We start from the raw sequence: 18,690 nt of genomic DNA, 5'->3' as shown, positions 1-18,690 counted from the left end.
CCTGGACGTCTGGACGGCTGGACGGCTAGAGGGCGCTTCTCACCGCGCAGGCTTCCAAGTGGTCGTTGACCAGTCCGCACGCCTGCATCAGCGCGTACGCCGTGGTCGGGCCGATGAAGCGCAGGCCCCGCTTCTTCAGAGCCTTCGACAGAGCCGTCGATTCCGGAGTGACCGCCGGTACGTCTCCCACCGTCCTGGGGGCCGGCCGGCCGGTCGGGTCCGGGGCGTGGGACCAGATGAGGTCGTCGAGCTCGCCCGGCGCCCACTCGGCCAGTACGCGCGCGTTGGCGAGTGTCGCGTCGATCTTGGCGCGGTTGCGGATGATGCCCTCGTCGGCGAGGAGCCGCTCGCGGTCCTCGTCGGTGAAGCCGGCCACCTTGGCGATCTCGAAGCCCGCGAAGGCCGCGCGGAAGCCCTCGCGGCGGCGCAGGATCGTGATCCAGGACAGCCCGGACTGGAACGCCTCCAGGCTGAGGCGTTCGTACAGGGCGGCGTCGCCGTGGACCGGGCGGCCCCACTCCTCGTCGTGATACGTCACGTAGTCCGCGGTGGACAGGGCCCAGGGGCAGCGCGGCGCGCCGTCCGGTCCGGCGAGGGCCGCTCCGTCGCTCACTGCTGGTCCTCCCGCCGGGCGGGCTTGTGCATGGACAGGTGGCTCGCGGCGGCCTGGGCACCGGCCAGGGCGGACTCCAGGTCGGCGATACGCGCGTCCCGCTCGGCGAGTTCGGCGCCGAGGCGGCCGAGCGCGTCGTCCACGTCCGCCATGCGGTAGCCGCGGGCGGCGAGCGGGAAGCGCAGGCTCTCGACGTCCGCGCGGTTGACCGGGCGGTCCGGGGGCAGCGGGTCCTGAAGCCGCTCGGGGGCGGCCTCCGGCAGCGGACCGTCGCCCTCACCGCCGCCCACGACGGCGAGCGTCACCGCGGCGACCACCACGGCCAGCGCGATGACCAGGAACAAGAACATAACCATCGGTGGCGTCCCCACGGTCTGAGCTCAGTGTCGAATGTGTCAGGGTCCGATCGTGCCATGCGAGTCTGACAGTTAGGGTCGCAGGCGGTCGGTTGCCAGGACGAACTAGGAGAGGTCACAGGGGATGCTCAGGCTGGGCAGGCGGGAATTCGAGCCGCACGAACCGGTGATCATGGCGATCGTGAACCGGACCCCGGACTCCTTCTACGACCAGGGGGCCACCTTCCGCGACGAACCCGCCCTCGCGCGCGTGGAGCAGGCGGTGGCTCAGGGCGCGGCCATCGTCGACATCGGCGGGGTGAAGGCCGGCCCGGGCGAGGAGGTGACCGCCGAGGAGGAGACGCGGCGGACCGTCGGTTTCGTGGCCGAGGTGCGCAGGCGCTTCCCGGACGTCGTGATCAGCGTGGACACCTGGCGGGCTGAGGTCGGCGAGGCGGTCTGCGAGGCCGGGGCGGATCTGCTGAACGACGCGTGGGGCGGCGTGGACCCCGGGCTGGCGGAGGTCGCGGCACGGTACGGCGTGGGGCTGGTGTGCACCCACGCGGGCGGTGCGGAGCCTCGGACGCGACCGCACCGGGTGGCGTACGACGACGTCATGGCCGACATCCTGAGGGTGACCTTGGGGCTCGCCGAACGGGCCGTGTCCCTGGGGGTGCCCCGGGAGTCCGTGCTGATCGACCCCGGGCACGACTTCGGGAAGAACACGCGGCACAGTCTGGAGGCGACCAGGCGGCTCGGCGAGATGGTCGCCACACGGTGGCCGGTGCTGGTGTCGCTGTCCAACAAGGACTTCGTGGGCGAGACCTTGGACAGGCCGGTGAAGGAGCGGGTGGTCGGGACGCTGGCCACGACGGCGGTGTCGGCGTGGCTCGGAGCGCAGGTGTACCGGGTGCACGAAGTGGCGGAGACACGGCAGGTACTGGACATGGTGGCGTCGATCGCGGGTCACCGGGATCCCGCGGTGGCCCGGCGGGGACTGGCGTAGGACAGGGCCCGCCCCACCCGCCCCGGTGGGGCGGGAGGTACCCCCTCCCGACCCACCGATCCCAAGGGAGCCTCGCCCTAGCGGCCCGCCTCCTTGGACACCAGCGCCACCGCCTCGTCCACGTCGTCCGTCAGGTGGAACAGCATCAGGTCCTTCTCGGACGCCTTGCCCTGGGCGATCAGGGTGTTCTTCAGCCAGTCCACCAGGCCGCTCCAGTACGCCGTGCCGAAGAGGACGATCGGGAAGCGGGTGACCTTCTGGGTCTGGACGAGGGTCAGGGCCTCGAAGAGTTCGTCCAGTGTGCCGAGGCCGCCCGGCAGGACGACGAAGCCCTGCGCGTACTTCACGAACATCATCTTGCGGACGAAGAAGTAGCGGAAGTTGAGGCCGATGTCGACGTAGGGGTTCAGCCCCTGTTCGAAGGGCAGCTCGATGCCCAGCCCGACGGAGATGCCCTTCGCTTCCAGGGCGCCCTTGTTGGCGGCCTCCATGGCGCCGGGTCCGCCGCCCGTGATGACCGCGAAACCGGCCTCCACCAGGCCACGGCCGAGCCGCACGCCCGCCTCGTACTCCGGCGAGTCCGCGGCGGTCCGGGCCGAGCCGAACACGCTGATCGCGGGCGGGAGTTCGGCGAGCGTGCCGAAGCCCTCGATGAACTCCGACTGGATGCGCAGCACCCGCCAGGGGTCGGTGTGGACCCAGTCCGAGGGGCCGCCCGCGTCCAGCAGCCGCTGGTCGGTCGTGCTCGCCTGGACCTGTTCGCGCCTGCGGAGGACCGGTCCCAGGCGCTGCTCCTCCGGTGGCCGCTTCTTGCCCTCGGGGTTGCCAGTAGCCATGTGCGCTCCCTCCGCTTGCAGGTTTTTCCACCTCAGCGTAGATCCACGTGGGTTACGGAGGGGGGACGTGAGCGTGTCCGCCATGAAGCGCCACCGGGCACACTGTGCCGTCAGGACGTCAGCCAGGACCTCAGGCGCTCCTCGGTGCGCGGGATCAGCGACACCTTCACCCGCTCGTCCACCTTGTGGGCGAGGAGCGGGTCGCCCGGGCTGTAGTTCACCGCGGGCACCCCCAGCGAGCTGAAGCGGGCCACGTCCGTCCAGCCGAACTTGGGGCGGGCCACGCCGCCGACCGCCGCCATGAAGGCCTGCGCGGCCGGGTGGGTCAGGCCGGGGCGGGCGCCGCCGGTGTGGTCGTCGACGACGAACTCGTCCACCCCGCAGTCCGCGAAGTACTCGCGGACGAAGTCCTCCGCCTCCTGCTCGCTACGGTCGGGCGCGTAGCGGAAGTTGACGACGAGCGTGCAGGCGTCGGGGATGACGTTGGTGGCGACGCCCCCTTCGATCCCTACGGCGTTGAGGCCCTCGTGGAACTGGAGGCCGTCCACGACCGGCTTGCGCGGCTCATACGCGGCGAGCTTGGCGAGTGCCGGGGCGGCCGCGTGGATCGCGTTGGAGCCCATCCACGCGCGCGCGGAGTGTGCCCGCTCCCCGGTGAACTTCAGGAACATCCTGAGCGTGCCCTGGCAGCCGCCCTCCACCTGGCCGTCCGTCGGCTCCAGCAGGACCGCGAAGTCGCCCTCCAGCCACTGCGGGTGGGCCTCGGCCACATGCCCGAGGCCGTTCAGATGGGCGGCGACCTCCTCGTTGTCGTAGAAGACGAAGGTGAGGTCCCGGTTGGGCTCCGGGAGCGTCGCCGCGATGCGCAGTTGCACCGCCACCCCCGACTTCATGTCGCAGGTGCCGCAGCCCCACAGGTACCCCTCGTCGTCCAGCCGGGAGGGGACGTTGTCCGCGATGGGGACGGTGTCGATGTGGCCGGCGAGGATGACGCGTTCTGATCGGCCCAGGTTCGTGCGGGCGACGACGTTGTTGCCGTACCGGTCGACCGCCAGGTGCGGCAGAGCGCGCAGCGCGGTCTCGATCGCGTCCGCGAGTGGCTTCTCGGTGCCGCTCTCGGAGGGGAAGTCGACGAGCTGCGCGGTGAGCTGCGCGGCGTCCAGCGTGAGGTCAAGTGGGGTGTCGGCCATGTTGTCGACCCTAACGTCCGAGGCCCTCGATCAACTGTCCACATCCGGCACCGCGGTCACAGTACTCTCCAGTATCTTGTCCGGATGCCAGAGCTGTCCCCTACTCCCAAGCGTCGCGGCCGCCTCTTCCGTCTCGGGGCGTCCTTCGTCGTCCTGTGCGCCGTCGCCGGTTATCTCGTGGTGCAGTACGTCACCGGAGGCGCGGGCGCACCGGGATGCAAGGTCGTCTCGGGCAAGGGCGACGGGGCAACGTACGAGTTCACTCCCGAGCAGGCGGTGAACGCGGCGACGATCACGGCCGTCGGCACCGGGCGCGGAATGCCCGAGCAAGCCGTGACGATCGCGTTGGCGACCGCGCTCCAGGAGTCCGGGCTGCGCAACATCGAACACGGCGACCGGGATTCGCTCGGCCTGTTCCAGCAGCGGCCCTCGCAGGGCTGGGGGACGCCGAAGGAGATCCTGGACCCGACGTACGCGGCGGACATCTTCTACGAACACCTGTCCAAGGTGCCGGACTATTTGGACCTCCCGTTGACCGTCGCCGCGCAGCGGGTGCAGCGCAGCGGTTTTCCGTCGGCGTACGCGAAGCACGAGCAGGACGCCAAGATCCTCGCCGCCGCCCTCACCGGGCAGTCGGCGGCCACGCTCACCTGCGAGGGGCGCCAGGCCGCCACCCGCACCGCCGGTCCGGACTCGGTGCGCTCCGCCCTCGCGAGGGACTTCGGGCGGGACGCGTTAGAGCCGGCCGGCGCCGTGGTGGGCGGCGCGGCGACAGCCACGCCGGTGCCCTCCGCGAGCGCCGGGAGCGTCGACGGGCGGACCGTGAAGCTGTCGGTGTCCGAGGAGACGGACCCGGGCGACGACCGGAGCCTGCGGGAGCGGGGCTGGCAGCTGGCGCACTGGGCGGTCGCCAACGCCTCCGCCCTGCACATCGAGCGCGTGTCGTACGCCGGGCGGCAGTGGATCGCCGGGAACACGGACAGCCAGTGGCGTGCGGCCGGCGCGGCGAGCGGTGCCGGCGCGACGAAGGACACGGGCTCGGTGCGGGTCCTGACTGCGCAGTAGTACGGGGGCTCACTCGGAAGGGTTACGCCCGCCTCGTTCGGGGCTCGGTGTGCGCAGGTTTTCGGCCCGTCACTCCCCTGTCGGCCAAAGCCCTTGGGAGCAAAGGGCCGTAAGGATTCAGCGAACTTCCGGACCGGGCACTGTTTGCCCGATTTATCCGCAGCCGATAATGCGACGCATTGCCAACTCTTTACGTTGGCTCGCCGCAACCTTCCCGGGCTTCGAGCGGTAGTCACTGCGTCCGAGATCGTTTCCTCCCGTCAAAGGAGCAACATGTCCCTCCCCCTGACCCGACGGATCGCCCGTGCCGCGCTGCTCGTCGCTGCGGGAGCGGCGGCCGGGGTCGGCGCGGCCGGCTCCGCCAGCGCGGCCCCCGAGCTGCCCGCCGCCCCGAACCTCGGTGGGCTGACCGCCCTGGACGGGGCGAACGTCGACAACACCGTCGACAGTGCGGCGAAGGCGGTGCCGGCGGCCGGCAAGACCAGCGACAAGGCCGTGAAGAAGGTGTCGAGCGACCCGGTGGGCTCCGCCCAGGGCGTCGTCGGTGACACGACGAAGTCCGCGGCCAAGGGCGGCCTGCCGACGGACCCGCTGGCCAAGGGCGGGCTCCAGGCGCCCGACAGGCTGCCGGTCAAGAGTCTTCGCCTCGGCTGACATCAGCCGGCATCGGCCGGACGCCTGGTGGTACGGCGGCGGGGCCCGGGGTTTCTCCCCGGGCCCCGCCGCTTCGCGTGTGCCTGCGCCGGCTCGCGTGTGCCTGCGCCGGCTCGCGTGTGCCTACGTCAGCCGCTCCACGGCCGCCCGCACCCGCTCGTCCGTCGCCGTCAGGGCCACGCGGACGAACCGCTCGCCCGCCTCGCCGTAGAAGTCGCCGGGGGCCACCAGGATGCCCAGCTCGGCCAGGTGGCCGACGGTGGCCCAGCAGGACTCGTCCCTGGTCGCCCACAGGTAGAGGCTGGCCTCGCTGTGCTCGATGCGGAAGCCGTGGGCGAGCAGGGCCTCGCGCAGGGCGCCGCGGCGGGCGGCGTAGCGTTCGCGCTGCTCGCGGACGTGGGTGTCGTCGCCGAGGGCCGCCACTACGGCCGCCTGGGTCGGGGCCGCCGTCATCATGCCGCCGTGCTTGCGGATCTGCAGCAGGGGCGCGAGGACCGCCGGGTCGCCGGCCAGGAAGGCCGCGCGGTAGCCCGCCAGGTTCGAGCGCTTGGAGAGCGAGTGGACCGCGACGATGCCCTCGTACGAGCCGCCGTTCACGTCCGGGTGCAGTACCGAGACCGGGTCGGCCTCCCAGCCCAGCTCCAGGTAGCACTCGTCGGAGAACAGCAGGACGCCGTGCTCGCGGGCCCAGGCGACGATCCGGGTCAGTTCGTCCTTCGACAGCACCTTGCCCGTCGGGTTGGACGGTGTGTTGAGCCACAGGAGCTTGAGGTTCGTCGGGTCCAGCTCGGTCGGGTCGTCGTAGACCTCGTGGTCCGCGCGGGCGAGGCGGGCACCGACCTCGTAGGTCGGGTAGGCCAGCCGCGGGTAGGCCACCTTGTCGCCGGGGCCGAGGCCCAGCTGGGTGGGGAGCCAGGCCACGAGCTCCTTGGAACCGACGATCGGCAGGACGTGCCGGTGGGTGACCTCGCGGGCGCCCAGGCGGCGCTCCAGCCAGCCGGTGATCGCGTCACGCAGCGCGGGGGTGCCCCAGACCGTCGGATAGCCCGGAGAGTCCGCCGCGTCGATGAGCGCCTTCTGGATCAGCTCGGGGACCGGGTCGACCGGGGTGCCGACGGACAGGTCGACGATGCCGTCCGGATGCGCGGCGGCCGTCTTCTTGTACGGCTCCAGCTTGTCCCAGGGGAAGGCGGGGAGACGGTCGGAGACTGCGGACACGGGTCTGGCTCACTTTCTCGTACGGCAAACGCCTCGGCCCCGTACGGCGATCAAGGGTGATCGGGCCGTACGGGACCGAGGCGGCACGGATGCGGGCCGCTCTTACTGGTTCTGCGGCGGCAGCGCGGCGACGAAGGGGTGATCGCGCTCGATCAGACCCAGCTTGCTGGCGCCGCCGGGCGAGCCGAGCTCGTCGAAGAACTCGACGTTCGCCTTGTAGTAGTCCTTCCACTCCTCGGGAGTGTCGTCTTCGTAGAAGATCGCCTCGACCGGGCAGACCGGCTCACAGGCACCACAGTCGACGCATTCGTCCGGGTGGATGTACAAGGACCGTGAGCCCTCGTAGATGCAGTCGACCGGGCACTCCTCGATGCACGCCTTGTCCTTGACGTCGACACAAGGCTGCGCGATGACGTAGGTCACGCTGTCGTTCCTCCTCGATAGGGCGCTGGCGAGCCGTCTTCAGGCTCCGCCACCTGGCGCGCGGGAGCGCGGCGTCGTCGATGCCCGCCTCTAGTATCTCCGTTCTTGGGCATGATCCGAACAGGAGGGGTGAACTGACCTGTGGAAATCTCTGCGACAGGACGCCTCGTCGTCCGTATCTCCGCAGCTGACGTGGGTAAACGTGTGTCCGTCCGGCGCCTCGACGAGCCCGGAGTCACGCACGAGAAGTTCACCGACACGGTGGGTGTTCTCACATCATGGGACGAGGGTGTGCTGCTGATCACGCGCCGGGACGGCCGGAGTGTCCGGATCCCGGAATCCGCGCTGGTGGCGGGCAAGGTCGTACCGCCCGCCCCGGCCCGGCGGCGCGGCCCCGCCGCGTCCTACGAGGAGCTGGCCCGCGTCGCCGCGCGGTCCTGGCGTCCGGTGGAGAGCGAGCGGCTGGGCGACTGGGAGCTGCGGGCTGCCGCCGGGTTCACCAGGCGGGCCAACTCGGTGCTGCCGCTCGGCGACCCCGGACTCCCGCTCGACGCGGCCCTGACCGCCGTACGACGCTGGTACGAGGACCGTGGGCTGCCCGCCTATGTGCAGACCGCGACCGGGGCCGAGGGCACGCAGGAGCTGCTGTGCGCGGAACTGGAGCGGCGGGGCTGGACGCGGGAGGTGACCGCCGAGCTGTGGATCGGGGCGCTGGCGCCGGTCGCCGACCGGGCGCAGGCCTGTGAGGTGGAGCTGTCCCGGGAGGCTGACGAGGCGTGGCTCGCGCGCTATCAGCGCAAGGGGGTGAGCGAGGTGGCCCTGAAGGTGCTGGGATCGGGGTCCCCCCGCTCGAGCGAAGCCGAGAGTGGGGGAGGGCCGTCGGTGTGGTTCGCCACGGTTCCCGGCTCGTCGCCGGGCGCCGCTCCCGCGGCTGTCGGGCGGTGTGTGGTCGACGGGCGGTGGGCCGGCTTCGCCGCCGTGGAGGTGGACCCGGAGCAGCGACGGCGGGGGCTGGCGACCACGGTGATGGCCGCGCTCGCCCGGCGGGCGCTCGACGAGGGCGCCTCGGCCGCGTGGCTCCACGTCGAGGCCGACAACGAGGGGGCGCGGGCGCTGTACGCCGGGACGGGGTTCTCGGCGCATCACGCGTACCACCACTACCGGGTCCCCGGAAGTGTCGACAACGGGCGGTACTGATCGCCGTGAGAGGGCACGAGCCTGCTATGCGTCCCCCCTACCCGCCACCGCCCGAACGCTCCGCGGAGCTGCGGCTGCGGTTCGCCCGAGAGGCCCGCTCCGAGCGGCCCGATCTGTCCCTGCTGTGTCTGCTGGTCGGCGCGGAGGCGGACGGGACGCTGGACGATGCCGGTATGGACGCCGCGCAGATCGAGCTGGACCGGCTGGCGGGGGAGCTGCCGTTCCGGCCCGGCGGGCCGCGGTCCTGGGCGGTCGCGCTGTGCGAGCTGCTCGGCGACCGGCACGGGTTTCGCGGGTCCGCCGCGGACTATCAGCGGCTGGAGTCGTCGTTGCTGCACCGGGTGCTGGCGCGGCGGCACGGGCTGCCGATCCTGCTGTCGGTGGTGTGGATGGAGGTGGCCCGGAGGGCGGGGGCGCCGGTGTACGGGGTGGCGCTGCCGGGGCACTTCGTGGTCGGGTTCGGTCCGCCCACCCGTCACCCGACCACCGCCCCTCAAGGAGCTTCGCTCAGTGATTTTCTCCAGGAGCAGGTGCTGGCCGACCCCTTCGACGGCGGGCGGGTGCTGACCGGGCCCGACGCCGAGGTGCTGGTCGTGGGGGCGACGGGGGCCTCCCTTGAGCCGTCGATGCTGAGTCCCGCGGAGCCGTTGGATGTGGTCCTGCGGATCCTGAACAACGTGCGGGCGTGGGCCGCCACCCGGCCGGAGCGGTCGGATGTCTCGTTGTGGGCCGTCGAGCTGTCGCTGCTGCTGCCTTCGCATCCGGCGCGATTGCGGTACGAGCGCGCGCAGTTGCTGGTCCAGCGGGGGGATTTCCTCGCAGGGGCGGCGGAGTTGGAGACGTACGCGGAGGTGGTGGGCGCGGTGGATGAGCCGGGCGCCGCCCGGGTGCGGAAACAGGCCCACGCCGCGCGGGCGATGCTCAACTGACTGTCGCCGTGCGGGTGCCGGTCGTGGTGGCTCTGGGCTACAGCCAGCCCTTTTCCCTGGCGATCCGTACTGCCTCCGCCCGGTTGCGTACCGCCAGTTTCTGGATCGCCGTGGACAGGTAGTTGCGGACCGTTCCCTGGGACAGGTGCAGGGTCGCCGCCAGTTCGGCGTTGGTGGAGCCGTCCGCCGCCGCGCGCAGCACCTCCCGCTCCCTGTCCGTCAGCGGGTTGGCGCCCTCCGCCAGGGCCGCCGCCGCCAGCGTGGGATCGATGACCCGCTCCCCCGCCAGCACCTTGCGGACCGCTTCGGCGAGTTGGGCGGCCGGGGCGTCCTTGACGAGGAAGGCGTCGGCGCCGGCCTCCATGGCGCTGCGGAGATAGCCGGGGCGGCCGAAGGTGGTGAGGACGACCAGCTTCAACGACGGGAGTTCCCGGTGGAGTTGGGCGGCGGCCTCGATGCCCGTGGCGCCTGGCATCTCGATGTCCAGCAGGGCCACGTCCACGGCGTGCTCGCGGGCGGCGGCCAGGACCTCGTCGCCGCGGGCCACCTGGGCGACGACCTCGATGTCGTCCTCCAGGCCGAGCAGGGCGGCCAGCGCCTCGCGGACCATCGACTGGTCCTCGGCGAGCAGGACCTTGATCGTGCGGGTCATGCGCCGGATCCTACGTCGGCCGGTGAGCCGGCCGGCACCTGGGCGACCAGGCGGAAGCCGTGCCGGGTCCGGCCCGCGTCCAGGGAGCCGCCCGCCTTCTCCAGGCGTTCGGTGAGGCCGGTCAGGCCGTTGCCTGCGGGGGTGTTCGGGCCGCCGGAGCCGTTGTCCTCGACGGAGAGTTCGAGGACCGGGCCGTCGAGGGTCTGGCGGCGCACCAGGTCCACCGTGCAGCGGCGGGCGCCGCTGTGCCGTACGACGTTGGTGACGGCCTCGCGCAGCGCCCAGGCGAGGACGGACTCACTGTCCTCGCCGATGCCCTCCAGGTCCGGTTCGGCGGGGGTCTCCACGGTGATGCCGGCCGCCGTCAACGCGACCCGGGTGCCTGCGAGTTCGTCGGCCAGGCGCGGGCGCCGGTAGCCGGAGACGGCCTCGCGGACATCGACCAGGGCCTGGCGGCTGACCTGTTCGATGTCGGCGACCTGCTGGGCGGCCTTGTCGGGGTGGCCGGGGAGCATCCGGCCCGCGAGCTCGCTCTTGAGGGTGATCAGGGACAAGGAGTGGCCGAGCAGGTCGTGCAGGTCCCGGGCCAGGCGCAACCGCTCCTCGTTCGCCGCGAGTTGGGCGACGGTGGCGCGGGCCTCGCGCAACTCGATAGTCGTACGGACGAGTTGGCCGATCCCGATCATCGCGAATCCGATGAGGAGGACCAGCAGCAACAGGTTGGCCGCCGTCTCCAGGCCCACGTGCAGCCCGATCAGCATCACCACCACGCCCGTCGCCGGGATCGCCCAGTACGCGGCCCGTAGCGGCAGGGAGGTTCCGCAACCCACGGAGACGTACACGAACAAGCCGAGCCAGTGCTCGCCGAGCGAGAAGCACAGCACGGAGGCGAGCACGCCCTGGGCGACGAGGAGGACCACGACGGTCTTGAGGGCGAACTGCCGGCCCATGTTCCGGAAGACCAATGACAGATAGAGCCCGACGAAGGCCACGAGGCCCAGCCAGCCGGCGACGGTGGCGCCGGTGGTGTGGTCGCCGGACACCAGGTCCTGAACCGGTGAGCTCAGGAAGACCAGCCAGACGCCGATCCACAGCATCTTGCGCTGCAGTTCGCGGCTGTTGCGCGGCGGCCGACCTACGCTCATCAGCCGCGCGGCCCGGCTCTCGTCAATTCGCGGGTCGTCCCCCATGACGCTCACGCCTTCAACGCGTCCTTCCGGTACAGCCAGGCCGCGCCGCCCGCGAACAGGACGAAGGAGACGACGAGGATGGCGAGGTCCTGCATGTGCGGGGCGCGACTCTCTTCGATGGCCTGCCCGAGGGCAGCGTACGCGTGGGTGGGCAGCCACTCGGCGATGTCCTGGAGCCAGCTCGGGAACGTCGTCGTCGGCATCCACAGCCCGCCCAGCATCGACAGGCCGAAGTAGGTCAGCATCGTGATCGGGCGGACCGCGTCCCCGCCGGCGAGGTAGCCGATGGCGACGCCGAGCGCGGCGAAGACCAGGCTGCCGGCCCAGACCACGCCGGTCAGCGCGAACCACTGCCAGGCGTCCAGCCGTACGTCCTTCGCGGCCGCGGCGACGACGAACACGATCACGACGGACGGGAGGCTGACGACCGCGGCGCTCGCGGTCTTCGCGAGGACATAGCCCCGGCCCGGCAGCGCGGTCAGCCGCAGCTGCCGTACCCAGCCGGCCTCCCGTTCCTTGGCGATGCGCTCGCTGTTGCCCATCAGGACGGCGGTCAGGGCGCCGAAGGAGGCCATCGAGACCATCATGTACGTCGGGACGGTCAGGCCGGTGCCGTCGACCTTCGTGGTGCTGTCGGCGTTGCCCGCGATGATCAGGAACAGGACCGACGGGTAGATCACGGAGAAGAACAGGAACTTGCGGCTGCGCAGGGCGCGGGTGAGCTCCAGCTTGATGAGGCCGTTCACTTCGACTTCGCCTCCTCGGCGGCGGTGATGGCGACGAATGCCTGCTCCAGGCCGAGGCCGGCGACTTCGAGGTTGCGGGGGCAGAGGCCGAGGCCGTAGAGGGCGTGGACGGTCGCGTCGGCGTCGGAGGACTGGATGCGGACGGTGTGGCCGCTCGTGTCGAGGGCGGTGAGGAAGGGCAGCGCCCGTAGCGAGGCGTCGTCGGTCTCGGCGTCCAGGTCGAAGGAGATCCGGCGCGCGCCCGCCTTCGCCTTGATCTCGGCGGCCGTGCCGTCGGCCAGCAGGCGGCCCCGGTGCAGGACGAGCACCCGGTCGGCGATCGCGTCGGCCTCTTCGAGGTAGTGGGTGGCGAACAGGACCGTACGCCCCTGGTCGGCCTGTTCGCGCATGGTGGCCCAGAAGGCCTGGCGGGTGGTGACGTCCATGCCGGTGGTCGGCTCGTCCAGGACGATCAGGTCGCTGTAGCCCGCGGTGGCCAGGGCGAAGCGGACACGCTGGGCCTGACCGCCGGAGAGCTTGTCGACCTTGCGGTCGGCGATCCGCGCGACGCCCGCGCGGGCGAGCACGTCACCGACCCGGTACGGCCTCGGGTGCAGGGCGCAGGCCAGCCCCACCAGCTCCGCGACAGTGACCTCGTCCATCAGCCCGCCGCTCTGCAGCATGGCGCCCACGCGTCCGGCGACGATCGCCTCACGCGGGGTGGCGCCGAAGAGGCGGACGGTGCCGCTGTCGGCGTGCTTGAGGCCGAGCAGCAGGTCGAGGGTGGTCGACTTGCCGGCGCCGTTGGGACCCAGCAGCGCCACGGTCTCTCCTGGGCGCAGGGTCAGGGTCAGGCCGTCCACCGCACGGACGGCGCCGTATGTCTTGCTCACCTGGTCGAACGCGACCACCGAGGCTGTCTTGGTCATACGGCCATGGTGGCTTCGGGGGTGCGGGCGCGGGCAGTGTCGGGCGTCCGGAGTGCCGCATGACAGATGTCATGCCGTACGGCACCCCGGGTGGGCCGCACTGACGACGGAGCCCCTGCCCGGTGCGGGCAGGGGCTCCGTTCAGCCGGACGACCAGAGGTCAGTTCGGGTTGGTGTCGATGACTCCGGTGCGCTCCGCCGTCGTCTTGCCGCGCAGTGCCTTGCCCAGCGCGGAGGCGACGTCCTGCGGCAGGATGTCGCGCTTTCCGCTCGCGCCGTCGATCTGCACGCCGGCGAAGGTGGTGCCGTACGCCTCCTTGAGCGCCTTGAGGTCGTACGTCTCCACGAGCTTGCCGTCGACGGCCTTGAAGCCGAGGATCTTCGGCAGTGACACGGGGCCGAACTTGAGGCTGTGCGCCGCGTCGGTCTGAACGGTGGCGAGAGCGGACATCGCCGGCTCGGCGAACTCCTTCATCACCCGGTCGACCTCGGCGTTCGAGACCGTCGGCTGCCTGGTGGTCGTCGGGAGCGCCACCGCGGGGGCCGTGCCGGTCTCCACCTGGGTGCGGTACGCCTCCTCGACCGCCTCGGTCGACCGGTCCACGTCGATGCCCTTGCCCGTCTTGCCGTACACGGCGACGGCCTTGCCGGACTTGAACTCGATGGTGCCGTCGCTCGCCGAGCCGGAACCGCCTGCGGCGTCCTGGAGTTCGGCGTGCAGCTTCTCCTCGTCGACCGGCATGACCGGATCGACGACCCGGTGGTTGCCGAACAGCGAGCCGATCACGGAGACGGGGTTGTAGTCGCTGTTCGCGGCCGTGGCCACCGTGGCCTGCATGTCGAACTGGAGCCCGGCCTGGTCCGGCTTCAGCGTGACGGTCTCGCCGCCCACCGAGAGCTTCAGATCCTTTTTCACCCGGGAGTCGAAGGCGCCGTTCAGTTTCTCGACGGCGTCGTCGCGGGTGCCCCCGCCGATGTCGATGCCGAGCACGGTGGTGCCCTTGGGCACGTCGGAGTGGTTCATGAGCAGTCCGGCGCCGTAGGCGACACCGCCGATCACGATCACACCGCCGACGAGCAGGCCCAGCTTGCTGCGGCCCTTCTTCTTCTTGGCCGCGGCCGCGGCGGGCTTCTTCTGCGTGCCCGTCTCGGACGGCTTCGGGGCCGGGTGCGAGGCCGGTCCGTCGGTGTGCGCACCGGGCGGGAACGTCGCCTTGCGGTCGGCCGGCACCACAGGGATACCGCTGGTGACGGTGTGCCCGGAGACGTTGTCCGAGGCGCCGCCGAAGTGGGGGCCACCCGGTTCGGGGGCCGGCTTCTGCGGGGTGAGGATCGCGGTGTCGTCACTCAGGCCGCCGGGGCCGCCGGCAGGGCCTGCGCCGGGGCCGCGACCGGCGTGGGGGCCGGGGCCAGGGGAGGTGCCCGGGCCGCCGAGACCTGAGGGGGCGCCGGGTCCGCCGGGGCCGGAAGGGGCACCGGGGCGCCCTGGACCACGGGGGCCGCCGGGTCCGCCGGGTCCGCCGGGACCGAGCGGTGCACCAGGTCCACCGGGACCGCCGGGACCGCCGGGACCGCGGAGTCCATCGGGACCGGAGGGGCCTCCCGGGCCGCCGGGCCCACCGAAGCCGTCCGGGGCGTTGAAGTCACGGGATGCGCCGAAGCTGTCGGCTCCCGGGCCGGCGGGCGACACCCTCGGTCCGTCACCGGTGACCGGGCCGCCGGTCGGACCCGCGGGACCCTGGCCACGCGGACCGGGCCCGCCGGGCCCGCCGTACGCACCCTGGCCGTTCTGTCCGTTCTGGCCGCCGTAGCTGCTCAGATCCTGGTCGTAGGCGCTCAAGGCGCTCTGACCGTTCTGACCCGCAGGGGCGCCGTGGCCGTCCTGAGCGACGCTCTGACCGCCGTCCTGGCCGCCGTTCTCCGAGAAGTACGGCAGTTCGCCGCGGCGTGGTTCGCCGGGGCGGGAGCCGTTGCCCAGCGGGCCCACGGCGAGCGCCTCGGTGACATCGAAGGAACCGGTGCCGCCGCCGTGGCCGGGAGCCACCGGGCCGCCGGTCGCACCGGTGAGCCCGGCACCGTTCGTACCGCCAGGACGGGGGCCGCCCGGCGCGCTCATGGAACCGACCACCCCACCGGGACGCGCGCCGGCGGACGAACCCGCACCCGCGCCGCCGGACGCACCCGGGCCGCCCGAACCGACCGGCAGACCGGCCCCGTTGGTGGAGCCGCTGCCCTGACCGCCCTTGGCCGGCCCGGACTTGCGGGGCGCGAACCAGTCGCTGGGCTTCTCATCGCCGGCCGGCGAGGGCTCGGCGGACGGTTCGGCGGTGCCCGTGGACATGGAGGTGCCGGGGGCCGGCGTCTCGGTGTCCACGCTGTCGTCGGAGACCTTGGCCTCAGCGACGGTTTTACGTACGACGACCGGCGGAATGGGCCGCGATCCGGGGATGTTGATCCGGATCCGGGTCGTCAGCGTGGTCTCGGTCTTGCGTTCCTCCGGCCGCGTGGCCGAACGACCCGCGTCCGGACCGCCGTCGGAAGCCATGGGCGTCCCGTACGGCGGGGTTCCCGAAGGGTAAGCGGCTCCGCCGCGCCCGTTGGGCCCGGAGGACGGACTGTCAGTTTCACGACTCAAGGCAGGTTCTCCCGGTTGGCTCCGCCGCCCGCGTTACGACCTCTCTCGGGCGGCTCGGCGGCGCGCACCACCATACTGGCCACTTCCGGCGTGTATCCCACGACCGCTGGGGAAACCATCACGGGACTCCCACGGAGTCCCATGGACCGCGTATGGCGAAGTGGTACGTCACTTGCCAAGTCGGACGGCATCGCCGTCCGGTTGCCGCCCCGGAGCAAGGGTGGCGCAGATCACAGCCACAGCCATACCGCCGAGCAGGAAGAGGTAGGAGCCGCCTCCCGCGGCGAAGACGAAGTCCCCTTCCGGGCGGCTGGCGGTGAGCAGGATCACCGCGAGCATCCAGCCGACAGCCGGCGCGACGGCCCCGCCCCGGCTGCCGGCGGCGCGCGCCCCGCCCAGACAGAGCCCCGCCTCACCGGCGAGCGCGAGCAGCAGGCCACCCGGGAACCAGCCGGACTGCACCAGCGACCCGGCCACTCCGACGACCGCGCCGAGCACGAAGAGCCCCAGGTAGGCGGCGACCCGTCCGACGGAGGGGCGTCCCAGCGGCTGGGCGAGCGTCGAAGGACGACCTGCCGACCTCATGACGCCTCCTCGACACCAGTGGTCTCGAATCCGGCGGTCTCGACACCGGCGATCTCGAGCCCGGCGAACAGGTCGGTCTCCCGCCCGGATGCCGGATTCCCGCGCACCAACTCGTAGTACTCGGTGGTGAAGACGGGCTGGGCGAGCTCGTTGGAGAGGACGAAGTACGGCTCGGCCACGGTGACCTGCGTGGCGTGCGCGCGCATCGCGGCGGTCTTCGCGGCGGCGTGCCCGGCGGCGTCGATCTCGGTGGTGATCCGCTCGTCGTCGACCACACCTGGTACGTCGTCGATGACGGCCGACTCGGCGAAGGGGAGGCCTGGCAGCTCCCGTCTCAGCCGTGCGAAGGCGTCCTCGGCGACGGAGCGGGGCACCCGGTTCCAGTAGACCTTGGCGATCTCGTATCCCGACTCCGCGGCCAGCTCGACGGCCCGCATGGCCACCCGGTGCGCCTGGATGTGGTCGGGGTGGCCGTAGCCGCCGTTCTCGTCGTACGTGACGAGGACCTGCGGACGGACCTCGCGGATCACGTCGACGAGGTACCCGGCGGCCTCGTCGACGTCCGCCTGCCAGAAGCATTCGGGATCGTCGTTGTCGGCGAGGCCCATCATCCCGGAGTCCTGGTAGCGTCCGTCACCGCCGAGCCGGCGGAAGTCGTCGACGCCGAGTTCGCGCATCGCCGCCGTGAGCTCACGCGACCGATGCTCGCCCAGGGCGGCGCCGGTCAGGTGCGCGAGCTCGGGCGGGATGACCTCGCCACGCTCACCGAGCGTGCAGGTGACCAGGGTCACCCGGGCACCCTCGGCCGCGTAGCGGGCCATGGTCGCGCCGTTGTTGATCGACTCGTCGTCCGGGTGCGCGTGCACCAGCAGCAGACGCCGGGCGGGCAGTTCCGTCATACGCCCACCCTACGAGGCGCCCACCTGCCCCCGGCCACCTGCCCGGCAGTCCTTCACCACTCGTCGTCGAGCACGTGGGCGATGGCGAGCACGATGCGTTCGATCCAGTCGATGGCGTCGTTCACACCGGCCTCGTCGATGGGGCGGCGTTGCTTGAGTTCACGTACCAGGTCGTTGTTCGCAGCGAGCGTGTCTACATCGTTCAGGTCACCCATCTAGGTTTCTGAACAGGGGGCCGGAACCAGCCACCTTCGTCTGAGCTGGGCCGATGGTGTGCCATTGCGGATGGCTTCGCTGGGTGGATGAACACGTCGTTCTTCCAAGGTCGCACCTCGCTGACGAGAAGACGCTTCGCAGTTGCTACTTGGAGATCACTCAGCGACGCAACAAGATCGCGCACGATGCCGACCTGATCGACGTATGCCACCCGGCACGATGATGTCGCCGCCCTTCGGATCGATCCCTTCGTGGGCCCTGCCGTGAATGTGGACGGCTTCGGCGGCCTTGACCAGCTCGTCCGCCTTCCTCGCCACCTCGGTGAGAAAGCTGGCGGGTGCCGTACGCGCGGCTACCTCAGCGCCGAAGGCGTATTCCCACTTCCAGCTCACCCGCGGACCGCTCTCATCGCTTCGTCCAGGACTGCGCTCAGCTCCCGCAAGGCTTCCTGGGCGATGGCAGGGTCCTCGTTCTCCAGGTTGCTCTTCGCACGGGCACAGCGGGCGGACAGGTCGGGGCGACGGGCGATTTCGATGTCCCGGGCCCAGGTCAGGACCCAGCTCTGCACGGGACTGAGCGACTGCCACTCGACCGCCTTCGTGAAGGCCTCGTCCTTCCTCGTCTGCATCTCGTCCAGACGACCGGGATCGACGACGGCGAGGGCCGCGCGCAAGGCGTCCGGGGTCTGCTCGGGGCGGGGGATCAGCTCGCGTCCACTGTCAGGCTGAATGCTCATCGTGTCCTCCTGGGGGCGCCCCGGCCAGAGTATCGGGCCAGGGCGCCAATAGGGCTGGGCTGCGAGTTCGACAGCAGACGGTTCGCGGGCCGTGGTCGGCAGCTGCCGGCTGGTGGCCGGGCTGGTTGCAGGGGATCGTGCGGGCGATGATGCGTCCGCCGGGGATCCGTCGGCTCTCGCGGCGCAGGTAGCCGTGGGTCTCCAGTTCACGCAGGGCAGCGGCGATCCGGGTCGCGCCCTCGGGGAAGCGGGCGGTGAGGGTCTTGATGTCGACGCGGGCACCCTTGGGCAGGGACTGGATGTGTGCGCCCAGTCCGATCGCGAGGAGCGAGAGCTCGGGGTGCTGGGCGAGGTGGTTGCCGATCACCGTGAAGCGGGTGGTGTGGCGGGTGTGCTCGTGGTCGAGACCGGCGTGGCCGGTGCCTTCGGAGTCGCCGGTGCGGGGGTGCCGCCGGTTCGGGTGTTTGTCGGCAGCATGCCCTGACTGGGGGTGCGGGGGCACGCCAGGGTTCTGCGTGGTGGTCAGGCCCTCGCACTGGGATTGCGGTCCCGGTGGGGGGTCGGGGACGGGACGGGGGTGTCCGTCCTCGGTCTGGCGCGGAATCGGTTTCTCACCTAGTGGGCGGTGTTGACGCGCCAGACGCTGCGGGCGGACAC

General features: G+C 71.5%; 20 protein-coding genes and 1 pseudogene. 5 read left to right on the top strand and 16 right to left on the bottom strand.

Annotated features, from left to right (window positions below):
- Positions 1-25 precede the first annotated feature (25 nt).
- Positions 26-613, bottom strand: coding sequence for a DNA-3-methyladenine glycosylase I (locus tag AB0H86_RS16805; protein WP_362438116.1), 588 nt, complete (start codon positions 611-613; stop codon positions 26-28).
- Positions 610-963 carry a DivIVA domain-containing protein gene (locus AB0H86_RS16800; protein WP_362438562.1) on the bottom strand — a complete coding sequence of 118 codons (354 nt, stop codon included), beginning with the start codon at positions 961-963 and terminating at the stop codon, positions 610-612. Before AB0H86_RS16800 ends, AB0H86_RS16805 begins: the two co-directional genes overlap by 4 nt.
- A gap of 130 nt (positions 964-1,093) precedes the next feature.
- On the opposite strand from AB0H86_RS16800, the gene folP reads away from it, so the two are divergent.
- Positions 1,094-1,954, top strand: a complete 861-nt coding sequence (gene folP / locus AB0H86_RS16795) for a dihydropteroate synthase (RefSeq protein ID WP_362438113.1) — start codon at positions 1,094-1,096, stop codon at positions 1,952-1,954.
- Between the two features lie 77 nt (positions 1,955-2,031).
- Here folP and AB0H86_RS16790 read toward each other — a convergent pair whose 3' ends face one another.
- Positions 2,032-2,790 carry a TIGR00730 family Rossman fold protein gene (locus tag AB0H86_RS16790; protein ID WP_362438110.1) on the bottom strand — a complete coding sequence of 253 codons (759 nt, stop codon included), beginning with the start codon at positions 2,788-2,790 and terminating at the stop codon, positions 2,032-2,034.
- Positions 2,791-2,900: 110 nt separating this feature from the next.
- The gene (gene dapE, locus AB0H86_RS16785; protein WP_362438107.1) at positions 2,901-3,980 is read right to left on the bottom strand and encodes a succinyl-diaminopimelate desuccinylase; all 1,080 of its coding nucleotides are present in this window, start codon (positions 3,978-3,980) and stop codon (positions 2,901-2,903) included.
- Between the two features lie 84 nt (positions 3,981-4,064).
- On the opposite strand from dapE, the gene AB0H86_RS16780 reads away from it, so the two are divergent.
- Together AB0H86_RS16780 and AB0H86_RS16775 are read left to right on the top strand one after the other, a co-directional pair.
- A complete protein-coding gene (locus AB0H86_RS16780) occupies positions 4,065-5,045 on the top strand; it encodes a heavy metal transporter (protein ID WP_362438104.1) in 981 nt (326 codons plus the stop codon).
- Between the two features lie 273 nt (positions 5,046-5,318).
- On the top strand, positions 5,319-5,699 hold the full coding sequence (locus AB0H86_RS16775) for an ATP-binding protein (RefSeq protein ID WP_362438101.1): 381 nt from the start codon (positions 5,319-5,321) through the stop codon (positions 5,697-5,699).
- 123 nt (positions 5,700-5,822) lie between these two features.
- On the opposite strand, the gene AB0H86_RS16770 is transcribed toward AB0H86_RS16775, so the two are convergent.
- Complete coding sequence (locus AB0H86_RS16770) at positions 5,823-6,917, bottom strand: bifunctional succinyldiaminopimelate transaminase/glutamate-prephenate aminotransferase (protein ID WP_362438098.1); 1,095 nt, start codon at positions 6,915-6,917, stop codon at positions 5,823-5,825.
- Between the two features lie 102 nt (positions 6,918-7,019).
- A complete protein-coding gene (gene fdxA / locus AB0H86_RS16765) occupies positions 7,020-7,340 on the bottom strand; it encodes a ferredoxin (RefSeq protein ID WP_019058397.1) in 321 nt (106 codons plus the stop codon).
- A gap of 141 nt (positions 7,341-7,481) precedes the next feature.
- Here fdxA and AB0H86_RS16760 point away from each other — a divergent pair, with 141 nt between their 5' ends.
- Complete coding sequence (locus tag AB0H86_RS16760; RefSeq protein ID WP_362438095.1) at positions 7,482-8,537, top strand: GNAT family N-acetyltransferase; 1,056 nt, start codon at positions 7,482-7,484, stop codon at positions 8,535-8,537.
- Between the two features lie 26 nt (positions 8,538-8,563).
- Positions 8,564-9,466, top strand: coding sequence for a transglutaminase-like domain-containing protein (locus AB0H86_RS16755; RefSeq protein WP_362438092.1), 903 nt, complete (start codon positions 8,564-8,566; stop codon positions 9,464-9,466).
- Between the two features lie 37 nt (positions 9,467-9,503).
- On the opposite strand, the gene AB0H86_RS16750 is transcribed toward AB0H86_RS16755, so the two are convergent.
- From AB0H86_RS16750 to AB0H86_RS16705, 10 genes and pseudogenes are all read right to left on the bottom strand, one after another.
- Positions 9,504-10,118: a response regulator transcription factor gene (locus AB0H86_RS16750; protein WP_362438089.1), complete on the bottom strand. Its 615-nt coding sequence runs from the start codon at positions 10,116-10,118 to the stop codon at positions 9,504-9,506.
- Positions 10,115-11,308: a sensor histidine kinase gene (locus tag AB0H86_RS16745; RefSeq protein WP_362438559.1), complete on the bottom strand. Its 1,194-nt coding sequence runs from the start codon at positions 11,306-11,308 to the stop codon at positions 10,115-10,117. Before AB0H86_RS16745 ends, AB0H86_RS16750 begins: the two co-directional genes overlap by 4 nt.
- A gap of 5 nt (positions 11,309-11,313) precedes the next feature.
- A complete protein-coding gene (locus tag AB0H86_RS16740) occupies positions 11,314-12,054 on the bottom strand; it encodes an ABC transporter permease (RefSeq protein ID WP_362438086.1) in 741 nt (246 codons plus the stop codon).
- A complete protein-coding gene (locus AB0H86_RS16735; protein ID WP_362438083.1) occupies positions 12,051-12,962 on the bottom strand; it encodes an ABC transporter ATP-binding protein in 912 nt (303 codons plus the stop codon). Before AB0H86_RS16735 ends, AB0H86_RS16740 begins: the two co-directional genes overlap by 4 nt.
- Positions 12,963-13,122: 160 nt before the next feature.
- Positions 13,123-15,597, bottom strand: a complete 2,475-nt coding sequence (locus AB0H86_RS16730; RefSeq protein WP_362438080.1) for a hypothetical protein — start codon at positions 15,595-15,597, stop codon at positions 13,123-13,125.
- A gap of 168 nt (positions 15,598-15,765) precedes the next feature.
- On the bottom strand, positions 15,766-16,182 hold the full coding sequence (locus tag AB0H86_RS16725; RefSeq protein ID WP_362438077.1) for a DUF6113 family protein: 417 nt from the start codon (positions 16,180-16,182) through the stop codon (positions 15,766-15,768).
- Positions 16,179-17,081: an N-acetyl-1-D-myo-inositol-2-amino-2-deoxy-alpha-D-glucopyranoside deacetylase gene (gene mshB, locus AB0H86_RS16720; RefSeq protein WP_362438074.1), complete on the bottom strand. Its 903-nt coding sequence runs from the start codon at positions 17,079-17,081 to the stop codon at positions 16,179-16,181. Before mshB ends, AB0H86_RS16725 begins: the two co-directional genes overlap by 4 nt.
- Positions 17,082-17,134: 53 nt before the next feature.
- Positions 17,135-17,296, bottom strand: a complete 162-nt coding sequence (locus AB0H86_RS16715) for a hypothetical protein (RefSeq protein WP_362438071.1) — start codon at positions 17,294-17,296, stop codon at positions 17,135-17,137.
- 389 nt (positions 17,297-17,685) lie between these two features.
- Positions 17,686-18,033, bottom strand: a complete 348-nt coding sequence (locus tag AB0H86_RS16710; RefSeq protein WP_362438068.1) for a hypothetical protein — start codon at positions 18,031-18,033, stop codon at positions 17,686-17,688.
- A 115-nt stretch (positions 18,034-18,148) separates the two neighbouring features.
- A pseudogene (locus AB0H86_RS16705) lies at positions 18,149-18,535 on the bottom strand (helix-turn-helix domain-containing protein); the annotation flags it as partial.
- Positions 18,536-18,690 lie beyond the last annotated feature (155 nt).

This window comes from Streptomyces sp. NPDC050997, from assembly GCF_040660135.1.
Classification (GTDB): domain Bacteria; phylum Actinomycetota; class Actinomycetes; order Streptomycetales; family Streptomycetaceae; genus Streptomyces.
This window is presented reverse-complemented; position numbering and strand designations above follow the sequence as displayed.

Coding starts and splice junctions, on each gene's coding strand:
- AB0H86_RS16735 (WP_362438083.1), bottom strand. CDS start 12,962: ATGACCAAGACAGCCTCGGTGGTCGCGTTCGACCAGGTGAGCAAGACA.
- mshB (WP_362438074.1), bottom strand. CDS start 17,081: ATGACGGAACTGCCCGCCCGGCGTCTGCTGCTGGTGCACGCGCACCCG.
- AB0H86_RS16725 (WP_362438077.1), bottom strand. CDS start 16,182: ATGAGGTCGGCAGGTCGTCCTTCGACGCTCGCCCAGCCGCTGGGACGC.
- dapE (WP_362438107.1), bottom strand. CDS start 3,980: ATGGCCGACACCCCACTTGACCTCACGCTGGACGCCGCGCAGCTCACC.
- AB0H86_RS16790 (WP_362438110.1), bottom strand. CDS start 2,790: ATGGCTACTGGCAACCCCGAGGGCAAGAAGCGGCCACCGGAGGAGCAG.
- folP (WP_362438113.1), top strand. CDS start 1,094: ATGCTCAGGCTGGGCAGGCGGGAATTCGAGCCGCACGAACCGGTGATC.
- AB0H86_RS16800 (WP_362438562.1), bottom strand. CDS start 963: ATGTTCTTGTTCCTGGTCATCGCGCTGGCCGTGGTGGTCGCCGCGGTG.
- AB0H86_RS16750 (WP_362438089.1), bottom strand. CDS start 10,118: ATGACCCGCACGATCAAGGTCCTGCTCGCCGAGGACCAGTCGATGGTC.
- AB0H86_RS16745 (WP_362438559.1), bottom strand. CDS start 11,308: ATGGGGGACGACCCGCGAATTGACGAGAGCCGGGCCGCGCGGCTGATG.
- AB0H86_RS16780 (WP_362438104.1), top strand. CDS start 4,065: ATGCCAGAGCTGTCCCCTACTCCCAAGCGTCGCGGCCGCCTCTTCCGT.
- AB0H86_RS16755 (WP_362438092.1), top strand. CDS start 8,564: ATGCGTCCCCCCTACCCGCCACCGCCCGAACGCTCCGCGGAGCTGCGG.
- AB0H86_RS16715 (WP_362438071.1), bottom strand. CDS start 17,296: ATGGGTGACCTGAACGATGTAGACACGCTCGCTGCGAACAACGACCTG.
- AB0H86_RS16775 (WP_362438101.1), top strand. CDS start 5,319: ATGTCCCTCCCCCTGACCCGACGGATCGCCCGTGCCGCGCTGCTCGTC.
- AB0H86_RS16710 (WP_362438068.1), bottom strand. CDS start 18,033: ATGAGCATTCAGCCTGACAGTGGACGCGAGCTGATCCCCCGCCCCGAG.